The following is an 18,293-nucleotide window of genomic DNA, read 5'->3' as shown; positions in this document are numbered from 1 at the left end:
GCTGAATTTATTCAGTAACAGTAAATATTAGTATAAGATGAAATTATCAGAAATAAAAAATGCCTTAGAAGGCCTTGAAGCAGTAAATTTTCAATTACCTGATGGTAGTTTTGTGCCAGAAAGTTTCCACGTTACAGAAGTGGGCGTTGTAAATAAACATTTTATTGATTGCGGTGGAACTGTAAGAAATGAGCGTGTAGTAAACTTTCAGCTTTGGAATGCCAACGATTATGACCATCGCTTAAAACCTCAAAAACTTCTCAATATCATCTCACTTTCGGAGCGTGTTTTGGGCATTGAAGATTCAGAAATTGAAGTTGAATATCAAGGCGAAACCATCGGAAAATATAATTTGGGCTTTACAGGAAACCATTTTCTACTTTTGGCTAAACAAACTGCTTGTTTGGCCGAAGACCAATGTGGAATTCCACCTCAAAAGCAAAAAATCAATTTGGGAGAATTAAAAGCTCAACCTCAATCGTCTTGCTGCACACCCGGTAGCGGTTGCTGTTAATAAACACAAATGAAAAACTGGATTTTAAAAAATAAAAAGCCAATAGTAATTATTTCTGGAATCATCATTTTGAATCTAATCTATGGTTTTGATGCTAGATTTACGCTGATTAATTTACTTTGGTTACTTGTTTAAATTTGAAAATAAATCAATGAAAAAAGTATTAGTTCTATGTACAGGCAATAGTTGCAGAAGCCAAATTGCAGAAGGGTATTTGAAACATTTTGCTGGTAATAAAGCAGAAATTTACAGTGCAGGTGTTGAAACTCACGGCGTAAATCCACGTGCTATTGCTACTATGAAAGAAGATGGGATTGATATTTCAGGGCATACTTCAAACAATGTAAACGAATACACCAATATTGATTTTGATTTCGTGATTACGGTGTGCGATAATGCTAAAGAAAGATGTCCTTATTTTCCGACCAATGCCAACATGTTTCACTATAACTTTCCTGACCCAGCTAAAGCGACAGGTACAGAAGAGGAAATAATGGAGCAATTCAGAGTAGTTAGGCAAATGATAAAAGACTACTCCGAAAAGTTTGTTAATGAAAACTTATAGTTGTTATACAGCCATTCAGTACAATTACTGAATGGCTTTTTTATAAAAGACGTTTCATCCAAATAAAACCAAGTGAGGAAATAAGTCCAAACGAACCTAAAACAAACCAAAGAGTATCAAAGCCTAAAAAAGCAATCGTTTGTGTCCCAATCAAAGGAGCAGAAACTTGTGCAATACTCCAAGTCATTGAATGTAAACCAGAATATTGGCCACGATTATGTGGTTTTGACCGTTCGATGCTGAACGCATTCATAAATGGCATTGCGAAAATCTCGGAGAAAGTAGCAAAAATAATTCCTACAATTAGCCACATATAATCGTGCGAAAGTAGGAATACTACATAGTTAATTACAACCAGACCCGCTCCCAGACTAATCAGATAAAGCTTTTCGAACTTTCCTTCTATCTTATAAATCAAAATCATTTCAACAAAGGCAACTATGAGCCCATTGATTCCTAAAATATAGCCAATTTGCATTTCGCTTAATTTGCACACTTGCTTATAAAATAATGGCCCAATTGTGAATAATTGAAAGAAAGCCATCGCGTAAAGTGTAGTAAGAACCAAAAATATAAGGTAGGGGCGGTCGCTATAAACGGAATCTTTTTGACTAATTTCGTGGGCATCTGCTTTTTTTGCTGCTTTTTTTCTACGAGCTGTACGAAGAAAAGAAAATACCAAAATAGCTGCTCCAACGTTTGTGATACCATCGGCCCAGAATAGTAAAGTATAATCTCTTGAGGCTAAAAAACCACCAATGGCAGGGCCAATTGACCAACCAATGTTAATGGCAAGACGAATCAAGGAAACTGAGCGGGTAAAGGTTTCGGGTGTGCTAAAATCGGCTATTGAAGCAGTATTTGCAGGTCGATAAGCTTCGCCCAATGCACTTAAAAAAAATACTGACCCGCAAAAAACAAAATAATTTTCAACATGAACCAGAATTAAAAATACAATACCACCCAGTAGCAGGCTCCAAAACTGCACAGGGTAATACCCAACTTTATCGGTCAGGCGTCCTCCCATGAAAGTTCCGCAAATGGAGCCAATGCCATAAATACCCATCACAAAACCTGCTTCAGTGATACTAAAGTGAAGTTTTTGAGTAAGATAAAGCGTTAGGAATGCCACTACCATGGTGCCACTTCGGTTAATGAGCATTACCAAAGCTAATAGCCAGACTTGTCGAGATAAACCACCAAAGGCATTGCGGTACAGTGAAAGCATAAGTAAAATGGATAGTTAAAAAATATCGGGTTCGATGTGTCGTATAATTATGAAAGATTTAAACGAAAAAAATAGTTCTATCATTACTTCATAAAATTAGCATTTTCATGATTTGCATCAAACCTAACTATTGATTAGCTTTGTCGAATAAAGTATGCAAGCATACTATTTCTATTCATCATTCACTAAACATTGACAATGGAAGCATATATCTATGACGCCGTTCGAACGCCTCGTGGTCGTGGAAAATCTGATGGCTCACTACACGAGATTCAACCAGTTGACTTGCTAGTAACGGCCCTCAAAGCTTTAAAAGACCGAAATAATCTTGATACCAGTCTTATTGATGATGTAATAATGGGTTGCGTTTCACCGATTGGTGAACAAGGAGCTGATATTGCACGCACTGCTGTTTTAATGGCTGGTTATGCCCAAAGTGTATCGGGTGTTCAAGTAAACCGTTTTTGCTCATCTGGTTTGGAAGCTATCAATATGGCTGCGGCTTATGTGATGTCAGGACAATTAGATTTGATGGTAGCTGGTGGGGTAGAGTCAATGTCACGCGTGCCTATGGGGTCAGATGGTGGAGCATTAATGATGAATCCACAAATAATTGCACAGCACAGCATCGTGCCGCAAGGAATTTCAGCTGATTTGATTGCTACAAAATATGGTTATTCACGCAATGATGTTGATACCTTTGCGGTAGAATCGGTGAAAAGAGCAGTAGCAGCACAAGCCGAAAATCGTTATAAATCTATTGTGGCGGTAAAAGATAATTTGGGTATTACGGTGCTCGATAAAGATGAAGGAATTCGCCCTGAAACATCTCTTGAGTCATTAGGAAAGTTAAAACCAGCTTTCGAAATGATGGGAGGAATGGGACTCGATGCTTTGGCACTTTTGAAATACAATGATTTGGTGAATATCAATCATGTGCATCATGCAGGGAATTCTTCACAATTGACCGATGGAGCAGGAGCTTTATTGATAGGTAATAAAGCCATGGGTGAAAAGTTAGGTTTAAAGCCCCGTGCCAAAGTCAAGGCATTTACCGTAGTGGGTTCTGAGCCAACCATCATGTTGACTGGGCCAGTACCTGCAACCGAAAAAGTGTTGAAGAAAGCAGGAATGAATATTAGTGATATTGATTTATTTGAAGTAAATGAAGCTTTTGCGGCAGTTCCGATGCTTTTTATGGAGCATTTTGGCGTTGACCATTCAAAAGTAAATGTCAATGGCGGAGCAATTGCTTTAGGGCATCCACTCGGAGCTACTGGAGCGATTCTATCAAGTACATTGATTGATGAACTTGAGCGTACTAATAAATCAACGGGTCTCGTAACACTTTGTATTGGTGGTGGAATGGGTATCGCTACGGTGTTTGAAAGGGTTTAAAATGGTAATTTCGTAATACAAAAAAGCCTTGAAATGTAATTTTCAAGGCTTTTTTGCATTTTAAGAAATTTTTATTCCTTCTTCATCCAGATATTTTCCAATGTTGATGATTATTCCATCAAAAAGCTCAATTTCTTTATCCCAACTTCTGATATACCAATCTTCATCTGGTTGAGCAATAAGAATTTTCTGAGAACTTGTAATTATCCAAAAGACTTTTTCAGTACCAAATTCAAAGAGTTTTTCAGTTTTCCGAGTTAGGTAATCCATAAAATTGGTTTCACTTAAATCGGCATTTGTATCAACTTCAATCACATATTTCGGCGGTACATTCGAATATTTTGTTGTGATTTTATCGGCGGTTAATACTGCTTTATCATACACTAAAATATCGCCTGCAAGTGTGTCCTTATAAGCTAATTGTAAGCCAGACTCGTTGGTATGAATGCGATACTTTGTTTCGTCAAAGAATCGATAAAGAATTTTTAAAATATAGTTAATTAATTCTGCTTGCAATGAACTGCTTCCCATAATTTCTTCGGCACTTAAATGTTTCTTTATCGCTTCTTTGTATCCTTTATAATAGATTGGTTTTCCATCCATTATTTCATAGATGAATTCTTTGGGAATTTTTCTAGGAATTACTTCAACATCTTTCTCAAGTACCATATACAATCGACTTTAATGAAACTAAGTTACAAAAAATAAGCGAATTGTCATATTAAAGTCAGAAAAAACGCTTTGCTTCAGTACATAAATCTATTCAATGAGCGTTTAAGAAAAGTTTTATTCCTATTTTTGCACTTCAATTCAAGAATAACAAAGAATTATGCAAATCAAGGAATTACTGAAGCAGACACCCAACGAACAAGAGGTAACCGTGAAAGGTTGGGTACGAACCAAACGTGGACAAGCAGCCGTAACTTTTATCGCCATTAATGATGGCTCTACCATAAATAATATTCAGGCGGTTGTAGAAGGTGGAATCGTTGATGAAGAAACACTTAAATTGGTAAGTACAGGTGCGTGTGTAGCTGTAACAGGTAAGCTAATTGCTTCGATGGGTTCGGGACAAGCCGTTGAGGTAAAGGCTGAAAAAGTAGTGGTTTATGGCACTGCGGATGAGACTTTTCCGATGCAGCCTAAGAAACACTCTATGGAGTTTTTGCGTGAAAAAGCCCACTTACGTTTCCGTACAAATACTTTTGGAGCGGTTTTTCGTATTCGTCACGCATTGGCTTATGCCGTTCATAAATTCTATAATGATAATGGCTTTTTCTATCTTCATACGCCAATCATTACGGCTTCTGATGCTGAAGGAGCAGGAGAGATGTTTCATGTAACTAACTTCGATTTGGCAAATCCTCCAAAAGCTGAAGATGGTAGCATTGATTACAGCGAAGACTTCTTTGGTCGCCAAACAAGTTTGACTGTTTCTGGACAGTTAGAAGGAGAATTAGGAGCTTTGGCTTTATCTAAAATTTATACTTTCGGACCTACTTTCCGTGCTGAGAACTCAAATACTACTCGTCACTTGGCCGAATTTTGGATGATTGAGCCAGAAGTTGCCTTCTATGAATTAGAAGATAACATGGCTTTAGCCGAAGATTTCGTTCAGTACGTTATTCGTTATGCACTTGAAAACTGTGCTGAAGATTTAGCTTTCTTAGAAAAACGTTTATTAGAAGAAGAGAAAAATAAACCACAAAACGAGCGTAGTGAATTAAGTTTGATAGAGAAGTTGAAGTTTGTAGTTGAGAATAAATTTGAACGTTTGACATACACCGAAGCGATTGAAATTTTACTTCGCTCGAAACCTCATAAAGAGAAAAAATTCCAATACCCAGTTGAGTGGGGAATCGATTTGCAGTCAGAGCATGAGCGTTATTTGGTAGAAAAACACTTTAAAAAACCAGTGATTTTGACCAATTATCCGAAAGAAATTAAAGCTTTCTACATGAAGCAAGATGAAGATGGAAAAACAGTTCGTGCAATGGATGTATTATTTCCAGGTATTGGTGAAATCATCGGAGGCTCGCAGCGTGAAGATGATTATGAGAAATTATTAACTCGTACGAAAGAAGTAGGTATCGACCCAGAAAACATTTGGTGGTATCTTGAAACGCGTAAATTTGGTTCGGCTCCGCACTCAGGTTTCGGACTTGGTTTCGAGCGTTTGGTATTATTCGTAACGGGTATGACAAATATTCGTGATGTAATTCCATTCCCACGTACACCTAAGAATGCAGAGTTTTAATTTTTAGGCACTAAATTTGAATAAAATATAGCAGACGTGCCACACTCTGAAAGTGTGGCACGTTTAGCAAATGCCAATTGAGTTTTGATTCCCAATAGCCAACATGCTCATAACCATACTCATATTTCTCGCAGTGATTTTTGCCAATGTAGTCGTTGGAGTATATGTCGAACGTAAGGTTTCGGCTTTTATTCAAGACCGTACGGGGCCAATGGAAGTTGGTAAATGGGGACTACTTCAGCTAATTGCCGATTTATTAAAGCTGATTCAAAAAGAAGACATTATCCCTTCAGCGGTTGACCGACGATTATTTAAGTTTGCTCCCTTGATGATTTTCATGGCTATTTTTGCGGGGTTTGCACTATTTCCGCTTTCGCCTAATCTACGAGGTTCGGCTACCCAAACAGGTGTTTTCATGTTGCTGTCGGTCGTTTCACTCGATATTTTAGGAATCATGATGGCGGGCTGGTCATCAAATAATAAATACTCTTTGCTTGGTGCGATGCGTTCGGTGGCTCAAATTGTGTCTTATGAAGTGCCGCTAGGGTTATCGGTTTTATGTGTGGTTTTGATTACACAAACGCTTGATTTACAAGAGATTAGTTTTCAGCAAGGGCTTTTTTCTACCGAAAAAAATTACCTGTTTGGTATAAAAGCAACAGGCGTGGAAGTGGGTCAATATGGTGGAATTTTAACTTGGAATATCCTGCGTAACCCGTTTTTAATCATTGTTTTTGTAATCTATTTCATAGCCTCTTTAGCTGAGGCTAACCGTGCACCATTCGATTTACCCGAGGCAGAATCGGAGCTAATCAGTGGTTTTCATACTGAATACTCAGGCTTTCGATGGGCTATCGTTATGCTTTCTGAATATGGTATGATGCTTTTGGTAGCTATTTTAGGAGCAATTTTGTTTTTAGGTAGTTGGAATACCCCTTTCCCTAATTTAGGTTCATTCACTTTAGGAACTTGGACGAGCGGAGAGATTGGGCATTGGAGTGCCGATGCTTGGGGAGCTTTTTGGCTAATATCAAAATCTTATTTCTTAATCTTGATTCAAATGTGGGTGCGTTGGACACTCCCTCGCCTACGTGTTGATCAACTGATGTATCTTTCTTGGAAAGTACTTACGCCTTTTTGTTTGGTCTTGTTATTAATTTCGGGTATTTGGCGATTATTGATGATTTAACCAATTTACTAAAACTTTATTACTCCTCAAACCAAGCCCTAAATTGATGTGCCTTTTCTTTACTTACAACCACATCATCTTTGGTTGAAACAATCAATTTTACTTCAATTTTACCCGTAAAATGCGTGCGATAACTCTCTATGGTGTTTTTGTTGACAATAAATTGGCGGTTCGCTCTTATGAAAAAGTCAGGGTCAATGAGTTCTTCAATTTCATCTAAAGAATTATAATCTGTGATGAGTCGTTGATTATCAGTGGTTTGAATCCAAATCACTTCATCTCTGTAAAAACAAGCTATTTTCTCAATGCCAACTGCAACAATATTTCTTTGATGATGAGCCGTAAATCGAGTTTTAAACTTAGTGATAGCTGACTTATTTTCTAAATCATTTAATAGATGAGAAAGCTGTTCTTGAAAGCGATTATTGCTCGTATTTGAACTACTCATTCGCTTAAATTTCTCAAAAGCTACCTTTAATTCTTCTCTATCAATAGGTTTAAGTAAATAATCAATGCTATTGAGTTTGAAGGCTCGAATGGCATATTCATCGTATGCAGTTGTGAAAATTATTGGACAAAGTGGTTGGATTTCCTGAAAAATATCAAAACTTACACCATCCGAAAGCTGAATATCCGATAGAATAAGGTCAGGCTCAGCATTATTACGAAACCATCGTAAAGCTTCTTCTACACTATCAATTGTTGCAATGATATTGGCTGTTGCTTCGAGCTGTTTTACCAAATTTTCAAGGTTTTTTGCTACGAGCGGCTCATCTTCAATTAAAAGGATTTTCATTTTATATCAAGGGTATTTTTACTCTAAATACCTCGGTTTGTTCAATAATTACTTCTTTATCGCTTAAAAAACTATACAATGATATTAAGTTGGTTAGACCTTGTCCGTTTGAAGTTTCGACTTGTTTTTTTAATTGAATGGGATTTTCAATAATCAAACAATTATCTTCATTGAAAATCTTGATTATCAGTGGTGTATGCTGGTTGGCGATATTATGTTTAAGAGCATTTTCGATTAAAATCTGTAAAGTTACAGGAGCAATCTGTAAATCGAGAGCCTCTTTGCTAATCCCGAATACAATCTTTAGCGAATCACCGAATCGGGTTTGAAGCAAAGCAATATAATTTTTAATAAAATGAAGTTCGGTTTCAAGATTAACCAAGCCTTTTTCTTTACTCTGTAAAACATAACGAAAGACACGTGAAAGTTGTCGTAGAAAATCGCTAGCTAAAGCTGGATTTTCGTGAATAAGCGAATCAAGAGATGTAAGGCTATTAAATAAGAAATGTGGATTGAGCTGATTCTTCAGATTATCGAATTGCACCTGCGATTTTTCTTTTTCAAGATTTGAAGCTCTGAGTTCGTTTTCTCGCCATTGCTGAAGTGAATAATAGGAAAAATGAGCTAAATTGAGCAAAAATACCAGTAATATCTCAGAAGAAATCCCAGCTAATTGAGCTAAGTTTGTTGACTCTCGGGCAATAGTTGTTTGAAATACGATAAAGCTGCTACCAATTAAGAAAACAACACGGGTGACGATAAGTACAAATACTAAGCTAACCAGAATTTGTAAAACCAGACGCCTCACAATTCCACGGTCGTAGGGCATTATTTTATCAAAATAAGAATAAAGCCAACGAAAAAAGAACCAAGTTGAACTTAATACAATCAATGAAATAAGACTTAGTATTAAATTATATTTTAGCTCAATGTGGAAAATATACCAACGTGCAATGGCCGCTATACCAGCCATTAATAGAATAATGGTAGCTACAGTTTGGTTGGGTTTAGCAAAAATTTTTGCGAGAAAATCCTTTTTTTTATGTGATTTACAAGTCATGTTATAATTTGTCCGTCCGACATTTCAATAATTCTATCACTTCCTTTCGCAAAATCGGGGTCGTGGGTTACAGCAATAATTGTTTGGTTATTTTCGTGGGCAATTTGTTTAAAAATATCAAAAACAACAGCCGAATTCTTTTTATCAAGGTTGCCTGTCGGCTCATCGCCCATCAATATTGTTGGGTCATTGATTAAAGCACGTGCAATGGCCACCCTTTGCTGCTGTCCACCCGAAAGCTTAGACGATTGTTTGTGGGCATGTTCGTGCATATCAACGAGTTTGAGTTTTTGATAAGCCCGCTCTTCAATTTCTTTTAATGAATATTTACTCAGCTTCATGGCTGGAAGCATTACATTTTGTAAGACTGTAAACTCAGGTAAAAGAAAATGAAACTGGAAAACAAACCCCAAATGCTCATTTCGAAAGGCAGCTAACTGGTCTTGCGTTCGGCCAGTAAGTAATTGGCCGTTCATTGTTAGGCTACCTTCATATTCGGTGTCCATGGTTGATAAAATGTATAAAAGTGTTGATTTTCCACAACCAGATTTGCCTATTAATGATAAAAACTCGCCTTTTTTCGCTTCAAAAGAAATATTTTTTAAGACCTGAAATTTTTCAGGTTCATAGAAATACTTGTTGATATTAGTAGCAGAGAGTACAGCCCCTGCCCCCGATTGAGGAGCTACTTTTTCTACAATATTTTTATTCGTTGTCATTACATTATCTCAATTTGTATGTTAGGAGATTTAGTTAGCCTCTGAGGATAGCTACGGGGTCAATTTTTGATGCTTTTCGTGCTGGGAGGAAACCTGCTAACAGGGTTGTGACTACACCAAATAACATCCCTAAACCATAATATTTGAATTCGAATAATACTGGAAAAGTTTTTATATCCAGAAAATCGCCAGCATCAAAGGGCATTACCGAAACCAAATAGCTGAGTCCATAACCAATGATGATACCCAAAAAAGCTCCTAATACACCAATAATAATTGATTGAATTAAGAAAATAGATACGATATCTGCTCCTGCAAAACCAGTTGCTTTCAAAATGGCGATATCTTTCATTTTATTAATTACATTCATATTCATGATATTATAAATACCAAAACCAGCTACAACTAAAAGGGTAATAGATACAATGACTACCATGCCATTACGAATTTTATCGCCTGCTAAAAATGCCGAATTCGCCTCTGCCCAATCTTGTGTTTTGTATCCGTATTGATTTTTCAAATCTTTAGCGTAGCTGAGTGCCAACTGAGAGTCCTTCATTTTTACATGAATATCAGTGACAAAGCTTTTATCTTTTTGCAAGATTTCCTGAACCATTGAGATATTTGCATAGCATTTTACGCCATCAACGGTCTGAATACCAAAACCATAAATACCCACTATTTTTACCAATTTTAGATTACCAGTAGGCGTAGTAATCATGATTTTATCGCCTACTCGCACATTGAGATTGCGAGCGAGGATTTTTCCCATCAAAATACTGTTAGGGTTCGAAAGCAGGGCATCAAGACTGCCTGACTTCATGCGTTTTCTTAGATTATATAGTTTGTCTTCTTTAAGAATATCTACACCTGCAATTTGCCCGGAGAGCGGAACTGGGCCTTTATTGAAAAATACCTGCGAACTAATTTGTGGTGAAACACCAATGACCGCTGGATTTTTTTCAATATTTGCTGCAATTTGTAGCCCATTTTTGATATTAATTAGCTCATTTTTAGGTAGTTGATGGTAGACCACATTGAAGTTTTTGGGATTTGTTTCTTCGATAATACTGGGGTGGTTACTCGTGATTTCTTTATATATCCTGATATGAGGAGTAGCATCGAGGGCAGAATCCTCAAGAAATTGATTAACACCTTTAATAATCGAAATCATAACGATAAACATCGCAATTCCGAAAGTAACCCCCAACATGGCAATCAGCGTTTGACGCTTCTTAGTAAGTAGGTGAGTTTTGGCTATTTGGAAAGATATACCGAGATTCATGATTTAATTTTTTTTGTTTGTTGGTGTATTGTTGAGACAGAGCATTGCCCTGTCTCAACGTGGCAATAACACATAATTAATTCCCAAGCACCAAAACCGATTTTTCGGTAAGCCCAGTTTTCACCTCTACCATATCAAGGTTTTCTACACCTTTTATGATTTTAATTTTCTTTTTATCTCCATTTTCTTCAATCCAAACCGAATCACTCCCAACTAAATAATTTTTGGGAATCGTGAGTACCCTTGGGTTTTGTGAAATAATGATATTAGCTTCTATGGTCATGCCGTAGTACGCATTGGGTTGTTCGTCAGTAAATTCGGCATCAATTCTAAAAGTTTGGTCAGCTTTATTAAGTTTTGGATATAATTTGCTAACCCGAGCCTTAAAAACTTTATCTTTATAAACATCAATTTTTATCAATACTTCTTGTCCAACTTTTACTTTCACAAAGTCTGACTCATCAATGGCCAGTTGAGCATATACTTCGTTGGCATCGCCAATAAGAGCTATGGCTTCGCCTCTTCGCACAAGCTCGCCTTGTTTTTTATAGACTTCATAAAGTTTGCCATCCATAAAACTCTTGATTCGATAATTATCATCTTCGCGGGCATTTACTCGGAAATTTGATTTAGAATTTTGTAAATCTACATATAGCTGATTTTTTGTACGAAGCCAAGCTTTCCTACGAGCCGAAACATCATTTTTGGAGGTTTGGTAGGCCAACTCTGCTCGTTCATAATCAATGCGGGTTGTAGCATTACGTTCATAAAGTTCTTTGTAGCGTTGATAGTTTATCGAATCATTGGCAAGCTTTGTGCGAGCATTTCGAAGCTGAGATTCCAATTCATCAAGAATGGGGGAGTTATCACTAAAATTAGCTTCTGATTGACGAAAAATATTATTGGCGGCCTCTAAACGTGCATCTTGTGTAGCACTTTCCAACTGAAATAGCATTTGGTTTTTCGATACGATATCTCCCTCAAAGGCTATTTGCTTGAGCAAAAAACCATCAGCATTGGCTGTGAGTTTGTATTCGTTTTTTGGAAAAATATTCCCAGAAGCATAGACAGCTTCCGTCAGTGCTTTATACTGTGGGTTAGTATTGGTAGTAGCCGATTTCTTACAAGAAACAATGACCAAACTTGTCATTACTACAATCGCCAAAAAGCTTTGTTTCATATTCGTAATTTGAACAAAAAGATTGATAAACAAATCGTTACTCAAAGTTGTGTTTTATTTATAAGAGCGTCAAGAAATATTGAATGAAACGGAAGAAAAAAACACCGAGGCAGGACTAAATTTTGCCATTTACTAAATAAGTGCTCAATTTTATAAAAGTAGATTCGTTATAATGAAACATTTCATAGTAAATTCGCTGTTTCACAATTACTATCCAAAGAATATGAAAATTTCGTCTCATCTTAGAAAATTATTAGTTCTCTTTATAGTCTCATCATTATCTCTGACGGTAATGAATTGTTCAAAATCAACTGATGATTCTCCATCGGCACAGATTGTAGGCACTTGGAAAATTTCAAATCTTTATGCGAAAGAAGGCACAAAAGCAGAAATTGACCAATTACCATTATTGGCTACGTTTTTGCCTTGTATTAAAGATATTTCTTTTACTTTTAAGAGTAATGGTGAATTAACAGGCTCAATTCCAGATGCTTGTAAATCTGAAGTAGAAGATTATGTTGGAATAGCAGCGACATCAAAATATGAAGTAAAAGATGAGAAGTTGACTATCACAGATACTGATGGAAGCCAAACAATAGTTGACTTAAGCTTTAGCGGCAAGTCACAAATGACTTGGTCAACGTCTGAAACAAAAGCGGGCATAACTACAACAACTCGTTTTGTTTTTGCTAAGCAATAAGTAAAAAATGATATAGAAAAATAGCCCATTGCTGAGGTAATGGGCTATTTTTTTGAGGTTATTTTTCCAATAATCTCCCAAACTAAATCTGATTCAAATCCTTTACCAATGGCATATCTGGCTAGCTTTTGTTTCAGAATTAAGGGGTGTTTTTCGGTGCGGAGTTCGTGTTTTTTCTTTTCTAAAATTTCTTGTAGGGTATTGACATAATCATCGTCGTCTATTTCGGCCATACCTACTTTGATACAGTACTCTGAAAGTTTTCGTGCTTTTAGTTCATACTTAATTTTAAGTCTTCCCCATTGTTTTACCCGAAATTTACTTCCTGCAAAAATCTTTGCAAAACGCTCTTCGTTTAAGAAATTTTCTTCAATCAAATAGGCAATAATCTCTTCTGCTTCATCGCCCCAAACTTCCCATTTTTGCAAACGCTCACGCACTTCATCATGCGTACGCTCTTGGTACGCACAGAAATTAGCAGCTTTTACGAGTATGTCGCGGCGAGTAATCAATTTTGTTACTGGTTATTTGTTATTGGTGTATTGGTTTATTAGTTATTGGAAAATTTGTTATTAGTGTATTGGTAGGAGGTGTTCTAATTGTTAATTTACTTATAACCAGTTTACCAGTAATCAATACACCAATAAGCAGTTCTGCAATTACAACGATTGCATTGAACTTAGCTTTTTGTAGAAGCCATCTTCTAATTTTAAAAGTTCGTCGTGCGTGCCTCGCTCAATGATTTGACCTTGATGCACAACCAAAATTTGGTCGGCATTTTGAATCGTACTTAGTCTATGGGCAATGACGAGGGTCGTTCGGTTTTTCATCAAATTAGTAAGAGCTTCTTGTACTAATTTTTCCGATTCGGTATCGAGTGCGGAAGTGGCTTCATCGAGAATCAAAATGGGTGGATTTTGTAAAATCGCTCGGGCAATAGAAAGACGTTGGCGTTGTCCTCCCGAAAGCTTTGTACCTCTATCGCCAATTACGGTTTCATAGCCGTTAGGCTGTTGCATAATGAAATCGTGAGCATTAGCAATTTTGGCGGCAGCTTGTACTTCTTCTAAGCCAATGCTTTCACCAAAAGCAATATTATTAAAAATGGTATCATTGAAGAGAACCGCTTCCTGCGTAACAATACCCATGATTTTACGAAGTGAATGTTGAGAAACATCGCGAATATCTACACCATCAATGGTAATTGCTCCAGATTTTGGGTCATAGAACCTTGGAATTAAATCGGCAATGGTTGATTTTCCTCCGCCCGATGAACCTACTAAGGCAATGGTCTGACCTTTGTTGATGATAAAATTGATATTTCGTAAAACATCTTGCCCACTTTCATAGGCAAAACTTACTTGTTTGGCTTCAATAGCATTATTAAAAGCTGAGATTGTTTTAGGATTTGTTTTATCTTGTATAGCTGGTTGATTATCAATTAGTTCGAGGATTCTTTCACCCGATGCTAAGCCCCTTTGTGCAGAACTAAAGGCATTTGAAATGTCTTTGGCTGGTCGCATTACTTGTGAGAATATTACGATATAACTAATAAATTCAGAGGCAGTCAGGGCTGATTTTCCATCAAGAATTAAAGAGCCACCATAAAGCAGAATGCCAATGACTACAAAAACTCCCATGATTTCAGAAAATGGCGAAGACATTTCTCTTCGAGCGGCCAAACCAAAAATGGCATTTTTATAGCCTTCGTTTTCGGTTTTAAATTTATTGATGATAAACTTTTCGGCCACAAAACCTTTAACCACTCTCATACCCCCAAAGGCTTCGTCCATAAGGCTGATTAGATTACTGAGTCTTTGTTGACCTTCACCTGCATCACGACGCATTCTTTTCACAAGTGTAGAAATAAAAATACCCGAAATAGGAATTACTAATAAAGCAAAAAGCGTCAGATTCCAAGAAATATAAAATAACGAAGCAATATAAAAGATAAACAAAAATAACTCTTTGGTAGCTGCAGAGAAGGTATTAGCGATGGAGTTTTCAACCTCTTGTACATCAGTCACGATTCGAGAAATAAGGTTTCCTTTGCGTTCGTTACTAAAAAAGCCGAGGTGCAAATGAATTGAATTATCGAACACGGCTTGTCGGAGATTAGATACCATATTCGCTTTGAAGCCTTCCAACAATCGAATGCTTGAATATTTAAAGATATTGGCTAATAAAACCGAAATACCAATTACGCCGCAAACAAATTGCAAGGCCCCAAACTTTCCGTATTGTGTTAAAACTTGTGAAAAATGGTAATTAAATTGGTCTTTTAATGCAAATATAGAAGCTGGTTTTTCGGCAACTTGCATAATCTCTTGGTCGAATAAGACATTCAATAGCGGAATTAACAAAGTAAAGTTTAAAACACCGAAAAGACTTGCCAAAATAGAAGTAATGACAAATGGTATAATAAAACCTCCAAGTGGTTTGGCGTAAGAGAGTAGTCGAAAGTAATTTTTCAATTCAGTAATTCAAGAAATGTTTGGGTGCAAAGTAATAGAATTTTCGCTTAATTTTTATAAACTAAATTACAAGACCTTCCCAATTATTAATTAGAGAAGGAATAAGTTAAAATAGAAATACAACCAATGACCGAAAAAATACGTAAATTATTAAAACATAAACTTTTAATAATTCAATGAAAAAAAATTTAATAGTTACCATCCTATTGGTAGGAATTATGCTTGCTTCGTGCAAGAAAGATGAGGTTGTATCATCTGATGTTGCGTTTATGGCAATGCTTTCGGGGGCTGAAGAAGTGCCGGCTGTTTCAACAACAGCTTCTGGTATGTTAGATGGTGTTTATAATAAAGATACTAAGATACTAACCTATACAATTACATACTCGGGTATAAGCCCAACGGCATGGCACATTCATAAAGGAGCAAAAGGTACAACTGGTGGTGTAGTTTTTAACTTCGGATCAACATTTACTTCGCCTTTTAAATCTGCAACTGTTGCTCTTACTGCTGACCAAGAAGCTGACCTAATGGCTGGTAATTATTATGTAAATATACATTCTGCAAAGTCGGCATCTGGCGAAATACGTGGTCAATTGATGAAACAATAAATGGAAATAAAACAAAGGAGCTGCAAGTCTTGCAGCTCCTTTGTTTTATTATACTTTCATTCGTTTCCAACGACCTCTGCGAAATACAAAAATTGCTACAATGGCTAAAATAGATTCGCTAATGGCGATTGACCAAAATACACCATTTGGTCCCCAATTGAGCGTTTTTGCTAAGAAATAAGCCAATGGAATTTCGATTAACCAAAAACAAACAAAGTTCATAATGGTAGGGGAGAGGGTATCGCCCGCACCATTTAATGATTGGCCAATGACCATTCCATAACCAAAGAAAATATACCCCAAACAGATAATTTGTAAACACAAAACGCCGATTTCGATAACATGGGCCTCGGTGGTGAAAATACCAACAAAACTTTCGGCAAAAAATGCAAATATAATTCCTACCGTAAGCAAGAAAATCATGTTATAAAAAGCCGTTCGCCAAACTGACTGTTCTGCTCGTTCGGGCTTTCCTGCCCCCAGATTTTGTCCAACTAATGTGGCCGCAGCATTTGACATTCCCCATGAAGGTAAAATCGTGAAGATAATAATTCTAATAGCAATCGTATAACCCGCTACAACTTCACTACCAAATGAAGAAAGAATACGTGTTAAGAAAATCCAACTGGCTGATTGAATTAAGAATTGCCCAGTTCCTCCCGCTGCAATGCTTAATAAGTTTTTAATTACCTCCTTATCGGGGATAAACTGTTTTTTCAAAATTTGAATGTTTCCATTTCCACCAAATAAAGCATAAAGCTGGTATAAAACGCCTATCGTGCGGCCTACACTAGTGGCAATGGCAGCTCCTTCTACGCCTAATCCCATGATTGGAATCAAGAGGAAATCCATGAAAATATTGATAAAATTAGCCAACAAAATCGAACGCATGGCCGTAGAGGCATCGCCTGCACCACGTAGAGCACCACTAAGTGTATAGAGTAAAACAATTGAAGGACTACTTGCAAAAATGATTTGAGTAAAACTACTGCCTTTTTCAATCAGGTGTTCATTGCCGCCCATTAGTCGGAGAATATCTTCGGCAAAAATAAAGCCTGTTATTCCAACACTTAAGCCCAATAAGAGCGAAATCAGAATTACTTGTGCAACTGCCAAACCTGCTTCAGTTTTATTGCCTTCGCCCACTCTTCGAGCTACAATGGCCGTAGCGGCCGAACTTAAACCAATGGCAACTGAGTATATTAAAGTTAGCACTGATTCGGTGAGTCCTACTGTTGCCACACCTTCAGTTCCAACATAGCGGGCCACGAAAAACGCATCAACAACCGCAAAGAGTGATTCCCCAACCATTTCAAAAATCATGGGAACGGATAATAAAAATATTGCCCGATTAATGCTTACGTCTGTATAGTTTTGCTCCTCTCCTCGAAGAGCCTGAATAAATAGGTCGAATATCTTACGCATAAAAAAGAGTATAAAGAATCAATAGTTCGCAGCAAAACTTATTTTAGAAACAATAATATTTGTAGTATTCAAGCAAATGCAGAATAGCGAACATTAATCTGTAAAAATGATAAAATAGGGCTTATAAAAATAAGCTTCAAAAGGAAATAAGAATGTAAGGAAGATAGTTTGCCATTAGCAAACAATATCGAGCAGAATCATCGGCTTTTATAATTTTGTGTTACAAAGTTAGAAGAATGTTTTGTGTTTGCCAAAATTTTTTTGAAGAAAGCTTTTCACGCCTTAATAATGCCTCGAATCAATAATTCCCAAAAACAACGTGCAGTGGCTTGGGTATCAAAGAAAGCATCGTGTGCTTCGGGCATTTTTTCTTGAAAAATCTTCCAATATAAATCTTCTAATTTCGGCCATTTGAGGCCATTTGTTCCTCTAATTTGACAGAAATTTATAATATTTTGGTCTTTCATCGTGCAAAAGCTTCGTTTATTTAAAAAGCTTTGTAAATCCATTGAATTACGGAGAAATTCGGCCCCAATAATTGATTTATCGAAATCGAAATTATGAGCAATCAATATGGCGGCTTCGTTGCTTGCTTGCTGAAAAATGTTTAAAACTTCTTTGAGCGAATGCCCTTCTGAACGTGCTTTTTCATGAGAAATTCGATGAATTAACGTAGCACTTTGTGGAATTGTAAAACCTTCGGGGCGAATGATATAATTATGTTTGGCAGCTAAAGAGCCATCTTCGTAGTATTCTATAAATGCCAATTGAACGAGTCGAGGCCAGTTGTAGAGCTGTGAAATTGGAGCGTTGTAATACTTGGGTAGGCCAGTGGTTTCAGTATCAAAAAAAATGATTTTTCGCATAATAATATAAGCCCATAGCCTTTAGAATT

18 protein-coding genes are annotated in these 18,293 nt (G+C 36.7%); 7 read left to right on the top strand and 11 right to left on the bottom strand.

What is annotated here, in order from left to right; genetic code table 11:
- Positions 1–37: 37 nt before the first annotated feature.
- Both EMTOL_RS05050 and EMTOL_RS05045 read left to right on the top strand, forming a co-directional pair.
- On the top strand, positions 38–514 hold the full coding sequence (locus EMTOL_RS05050; RefSeq protein ID WP_015028196.1) for a DUF6428 family protein: 477 nt from the start codon (positions 38–40) through the stop codon (positions 512–514).
- 151 nt (positions 515–665) lie between these two features.
- Positions 666–1,079: an arsenate reductase ArsC gene (locus EMTOL_RS05045; protein ID WP_015028195.1), complete on the top strand. Its 414-nt coding sequence runs from the start codon at positions 666–668 to the stop codon at positions 1,077–1,079.
- 40 nt (positions 1,080–1,119) lie between these two features.
- Here EMTOL_RS05045 and EMTOL_RS05040 read toward each other — a convergent pair whose 3' ends face one another.
- A complete protein-coding gene (locus EMTOL_RS05040) occupies positions 1,120–2,307 on the bottom strand; it encodes an MDR family MFS transporter (RefSeq protein WP_015028194.1) in 1,188 nt (395 codons plus the stop codon).
- A gap of 198 nt (positions 2,308–2,505) precedes the next feature.
- Between EMTOL_RS05040 and EMTOL_RS05035 the strand changes: the two genes are divergently transcribed.
- Positions 2,506–3,705, top strand: a complete 1,200-nt coding sequence (locus EMTOL_RS05035) for an acetyl-CoA C-acetyltransferase (RefSeq protein ID WP_015028193.1) — start codon at positions 2,506–2,508, stop codon at positions 3,703–3,705.
- Between the two features lie 60 nt (positions 3,706–3,765).
- On the opposite strand, the gene EMTOL_RS05030 is transcribed toward EMTOL_RS05035, so the two are convergent.
- On the bottom strand, positions 3,766–4,374 hold the full coding sequence (locus EMTOL_RS05030; RefSeq protein WP_015028192.1) for a hypothetical protein: 609 nt from the start codon (positions 4,372–4,374) through the stop codon (positions 3,766–3,768).
- 160 nt (positions 4,375–4,534) lie between these two features.
- Between EMTOL_RS05030 and asnS the strand changes: the two genes are divergently transcribed.
- Together asnS and EMTOL_RS05020 are read left to right on the top strand one after the other, a co-directional pair.
- Positions 4,535–5,962: an asparagine--tRNA ligase gene (gene asnS, locus EMTOL_RS05025; protein WP_015028191.1), complete on the top strand. Its 1,428-nt coding sequence runs from the start codon at positions 4,535–4,537 to the stop codon at positions 5,960–5,962.
- 103 nt (positions 5,963–6,065) lie between these two features.
- Complete coding sequence (locus EMTOL_RS05020) at positions 6,066–7,151, top strand: complex I subunit 1/NuoH family protein (RefSeq protein ID WP_015028190.1); 1,086 nt, start codon at positions 6,066–6,068, stop codon at positions 7,149–7,151.
- Positions 7,152–7,170: 19 nt separating this feature from the next.
- Here the strand turns inward: EMTOL_RS05020 and EMTOL_RS05015 are convergent, their stop codons facing one another.
- The 5 genes from EMTOL_RS05015 to EMTOL_RS04995 form a co-directional block, all read right to left on the bottom strand.
- The gene (locus EMTOL_RS05015) at positions 7,171–7,947 is read right to left on the bottom strand and encodes a LytR/AlgR family response regulator transcription factor (RefSeq protein WP_015028189.1); all 777 of its coding nucleotides are present in this window, start codon (positions 7,945–7,947) and stop codon (positions 7,171–7,173) included.
- 1 nt (position 7,948) lies between these two features.
- On the bottom strand, positions 7,949–9,007 hold the full coding sequence (locus EMTOL_RS05010; protein WP_015028188.1) for a sensor histidine kinase: 1,059 nt from the start codon (positions 9,005–9,007) through the stop codon (positions 7,949–7,951).
- Positions 9,004–9,726 carry an ABC transporter ATP-binding protein gene (locus EMTOL_RS05005; RefSeq protein WP_015028187.1) on the bottom strand — a complete coding sequence of 241 codons (723 nt, stop codon included), beginning with the start codon at positions 9,724–9,726 and terminating at the stop codon, positions 9,004–9,006. Before EMTOL_RS05005 ends, EMTOL_RS05010 begins: the two co-directional genes overlap by 4 nt.
- A 34-nt stretch (positions 9,727–9,760) precedes the next feature.
- Complete coding sequence (locus EMTOL_RS05000; protein WP_015028186.1) at positions 9,761–11,011, bottom strand: ABC transporter permease; 1,251 nt, start codon at positions 11,009–11,011, stop codon at positions 9,761–9,763.
- Positions 11,012–11,087: 76 nt separating this feature from the next.
- The gene (locus EMTOL_RS04995) at positions 11,088–12,191 is read right to left on the bottom strand and encodes an efflux RND transporter periplasmic adaptor subunit (protein ID WP_041693419.1); all 1,104 of its coding nucleotides are present in this window, start codon (positions 12,189–12,191) and stop codon (positions 11,088–11,090) included.
- A gap of 292 nt (positions 12,192–12,483) precedes the next feature.
- Between EMTOL_RS04995 and EMTOL_RS04990 the strand changes: the two genes are divergently transcribed.
- Positions 12,484–12,891 carry a lipocalin family protein gene (locus EMTOL_RS04990; RefSeq protein ID WP_015028184.1) on the top strand — a complete coding sequence of 136 codons (408 nt, stop codon included), beginning with the start codon at positions 12,484–12,486 and terminating at the stop codon, positions 12,889–12,891.
- A 44-nt stretch (positions 12,892–12,935) separates the two neighbouring features.
- Here the strand turns inward: EMTOL_RS04990 and EMTOL_RS04985 are convergent, their stop codons facing one another.
- On the bottom strand, positions 12,936–13,403 hold the full coding sequence (locus EMTOL_RS04985) for a regulatory protein RecX (protein WP_015028183.1): 468 nt from the start codon (positions 13,401–13,403) through the stop codon (positions 12,936–12,938).
- 147 nt (positions 13,404–13,550) lie between these two features.
- Entirely contained in the window at positions 13,551–15,365 is a 1,815-nt protein-coding gene (locus tag EMTOL_RS04980) for an ABC transporter ATP-binding protein (protein WP_015028182.1), read from the bottom strand.
- Between the two features lie 176 nt (positions 15,366–15,541).
- On the opposite strand from EMTOL_RS04980, the gene EMTOL_RS04975 reads away from it, so the two are divergent.
- Positions 15,542–15,973: a CHRD domain-containing protein gene (locus EMTOL_RS04975; protein WP_015028181.1), complete on the top strand. Its 432-nt coding sequence runs from the start codon at positions 15,542–15,544 to the stop codon at positions 15,971–15,973.
- A 48-nt stretch (positions 15,974–16,021) separates the two neighbouring features.
- Here EMTOL_RS04975 and EMTOL_RS04970 read toward each other — a convergent pair whose 3' ends face one another.
- Positions 16,022–17,398: an MATE family efflux transporter gene (locus EMTOL_RS04970; protein WP_015028180.1), complete on the bottom strand. Its 1,377-nt coding sequence runs from the start codon at positions 17,396–17,398 to the stop codon at positions 16,022–16,024.
- A 275-nt stretch (positions 17,399–17,673) separates the two neighbouring features.
- Positions 17,674–18,264, bottom strand: coding sequence for a 3'-5' exonuclease (locus EMTOL_RS04965; RefSeq protein WP_015028179.1), 591 nt, complete (start codon positions 18,262–18,264; stop codon positions 17,674–17,676).
- Positions 18,265–18,293 lie beyond the last annotated feature (29 nt).

Origin of the sequence: Emticicia oligotrophica DSM 17448 (genome assembly GCF_000263195.1) — a bacterium.
In the GTDB taxonomy this organism is placed as follows: domain Bacteria; phylum Bacteroidota; class Bacteroidia; order Cytophagales; family Spirosomataceae; genus Emticicia; species Emticicia oligotrophica.
This window is presented reverse-complemented; position numbering and strand designations above follow the sequence as displayed.

What these genes read in the sequence shown, in the direction of transcription:
- EMTOL_RS05050 (WP_015028196.1), top strand. Translation starts at nt 38, where the DNA reads ATGAAATTATCAGAAATAAAAAATGCCTTAGAAGGCCTTGAAGCAGTA.
- EMTOL_RS05045 (WP_015028195.1), top strand. Translation starts at nt 666, where the DNA reads ATGAAAAAAGTATTAGTTCTATGTACAGGCAATAGTTGCAGAAGCCAA.
- EMTOL_RS05040 (WP_015028194.1), bottom strand. Translation starts at nt 2,307, where the DNA reads ATGCTTTCACTGTACCGCAATGCCTTTGGTGGTTTATCTCGACAAGTC.
- EMTOL_RS05035 (WP_015028193.1), top strand. Translation starts at nt 2,506, where the DNA reads ATGGAAGCATATATCTATGACGCCGTTCGAACGCCTCGTGGTCGTGGA.
- EMTOL_RS05030 (WP_015028192.1), bottom strand. Translation starts at nt 4,374, where the DNA reads ATGGTACTTGAGAAAGATGTTGAAGTAATTCCTAGAAAAATTCCCAAA.
- asnS (WP_015028191.1), top strand. Translation starts at nt 4,535, where the DNA reads ATGCAAATCAAGGAATTACTGAAGCAGACACCCAACGAACAAGAGGTA.
- EMTOL_RS05020 (WP_015028190.1), top strand. Translation starts at nt 6,066, where the DNA reads ATGCTCATAACCATACTCATATTTCTCGCAGTGATTTTTGCCAATGTA.
- EMTOL_RS05015 (WP_015028189.1), bottom strand. Translation starts at nt 7,947, where the DNA reads ATGAAAATCCTTTTAATTGAAGATGAGCCGCTCGTAGCAAAAAACCTT.
- EMTOL_RS05010 (WP_015028188.1), bottom strand. Translation starts at nt 9,007, where the DNA reads ATGACTTGTAAATCACATAAAAAAAAGGATTTTCTCGCAAAAATTTTT.
- EMTOL_RS05005 (WP_015028187.1), bottom strand. Translation starts at nt 9,726, where the DNA reads ATGACAACGAATAAAAATATTGTAGAAAAAGTAGCTCCTCAATCGGGG.
- EMTOL_RS05000 (WP_015028186.1), bottom strand. Translation starts at nt 11,011, where the DNA reads ATGAATCTCGGTATATCTTTCCAAATAGCCAAAACTCACCTACTTACT.
- EMTOL_RS04995 (WP_041693419.1), bottom strand. Translation starts at nt 12,191, where the DNA reads ATGAAACAAAGCTTTTTGGCGATTGTAGTAATGACAAGTTTGGTCATT.
- EMTOL_RS04990 (WP_015028184.1), top strand. Translation starts at nt 12,484, where the DNA reads ATGAATTGTTCAAAATCAACTGATGATTCTCCATCGGCACAGATTGTA.
- EMTOL_RS04975 (WP_015028181.1), top strand. Translation starts at nt 15,542, where the DNA reads ATGAAAAAAAATTTAATAGTTACCATCCTATTGGTAGGAATTATGCTT.
- EMTOL_RS04970 (WP_015028180.1), bottom strand. Translation starts at nt 17,398, where the DNA reads ATGCGTAAGATATTCGACCTATTTATTCAGGCTCTTCGAGGAGAGGAG.
- EMTOL_RS04965 (WP_015028179.1), bottom strand. Translation starts at nt 18,264, where the DNA reads ATGCGAAAAATCATTTTTTTTGATACTGAAACCACTGGCCTACCCAAG.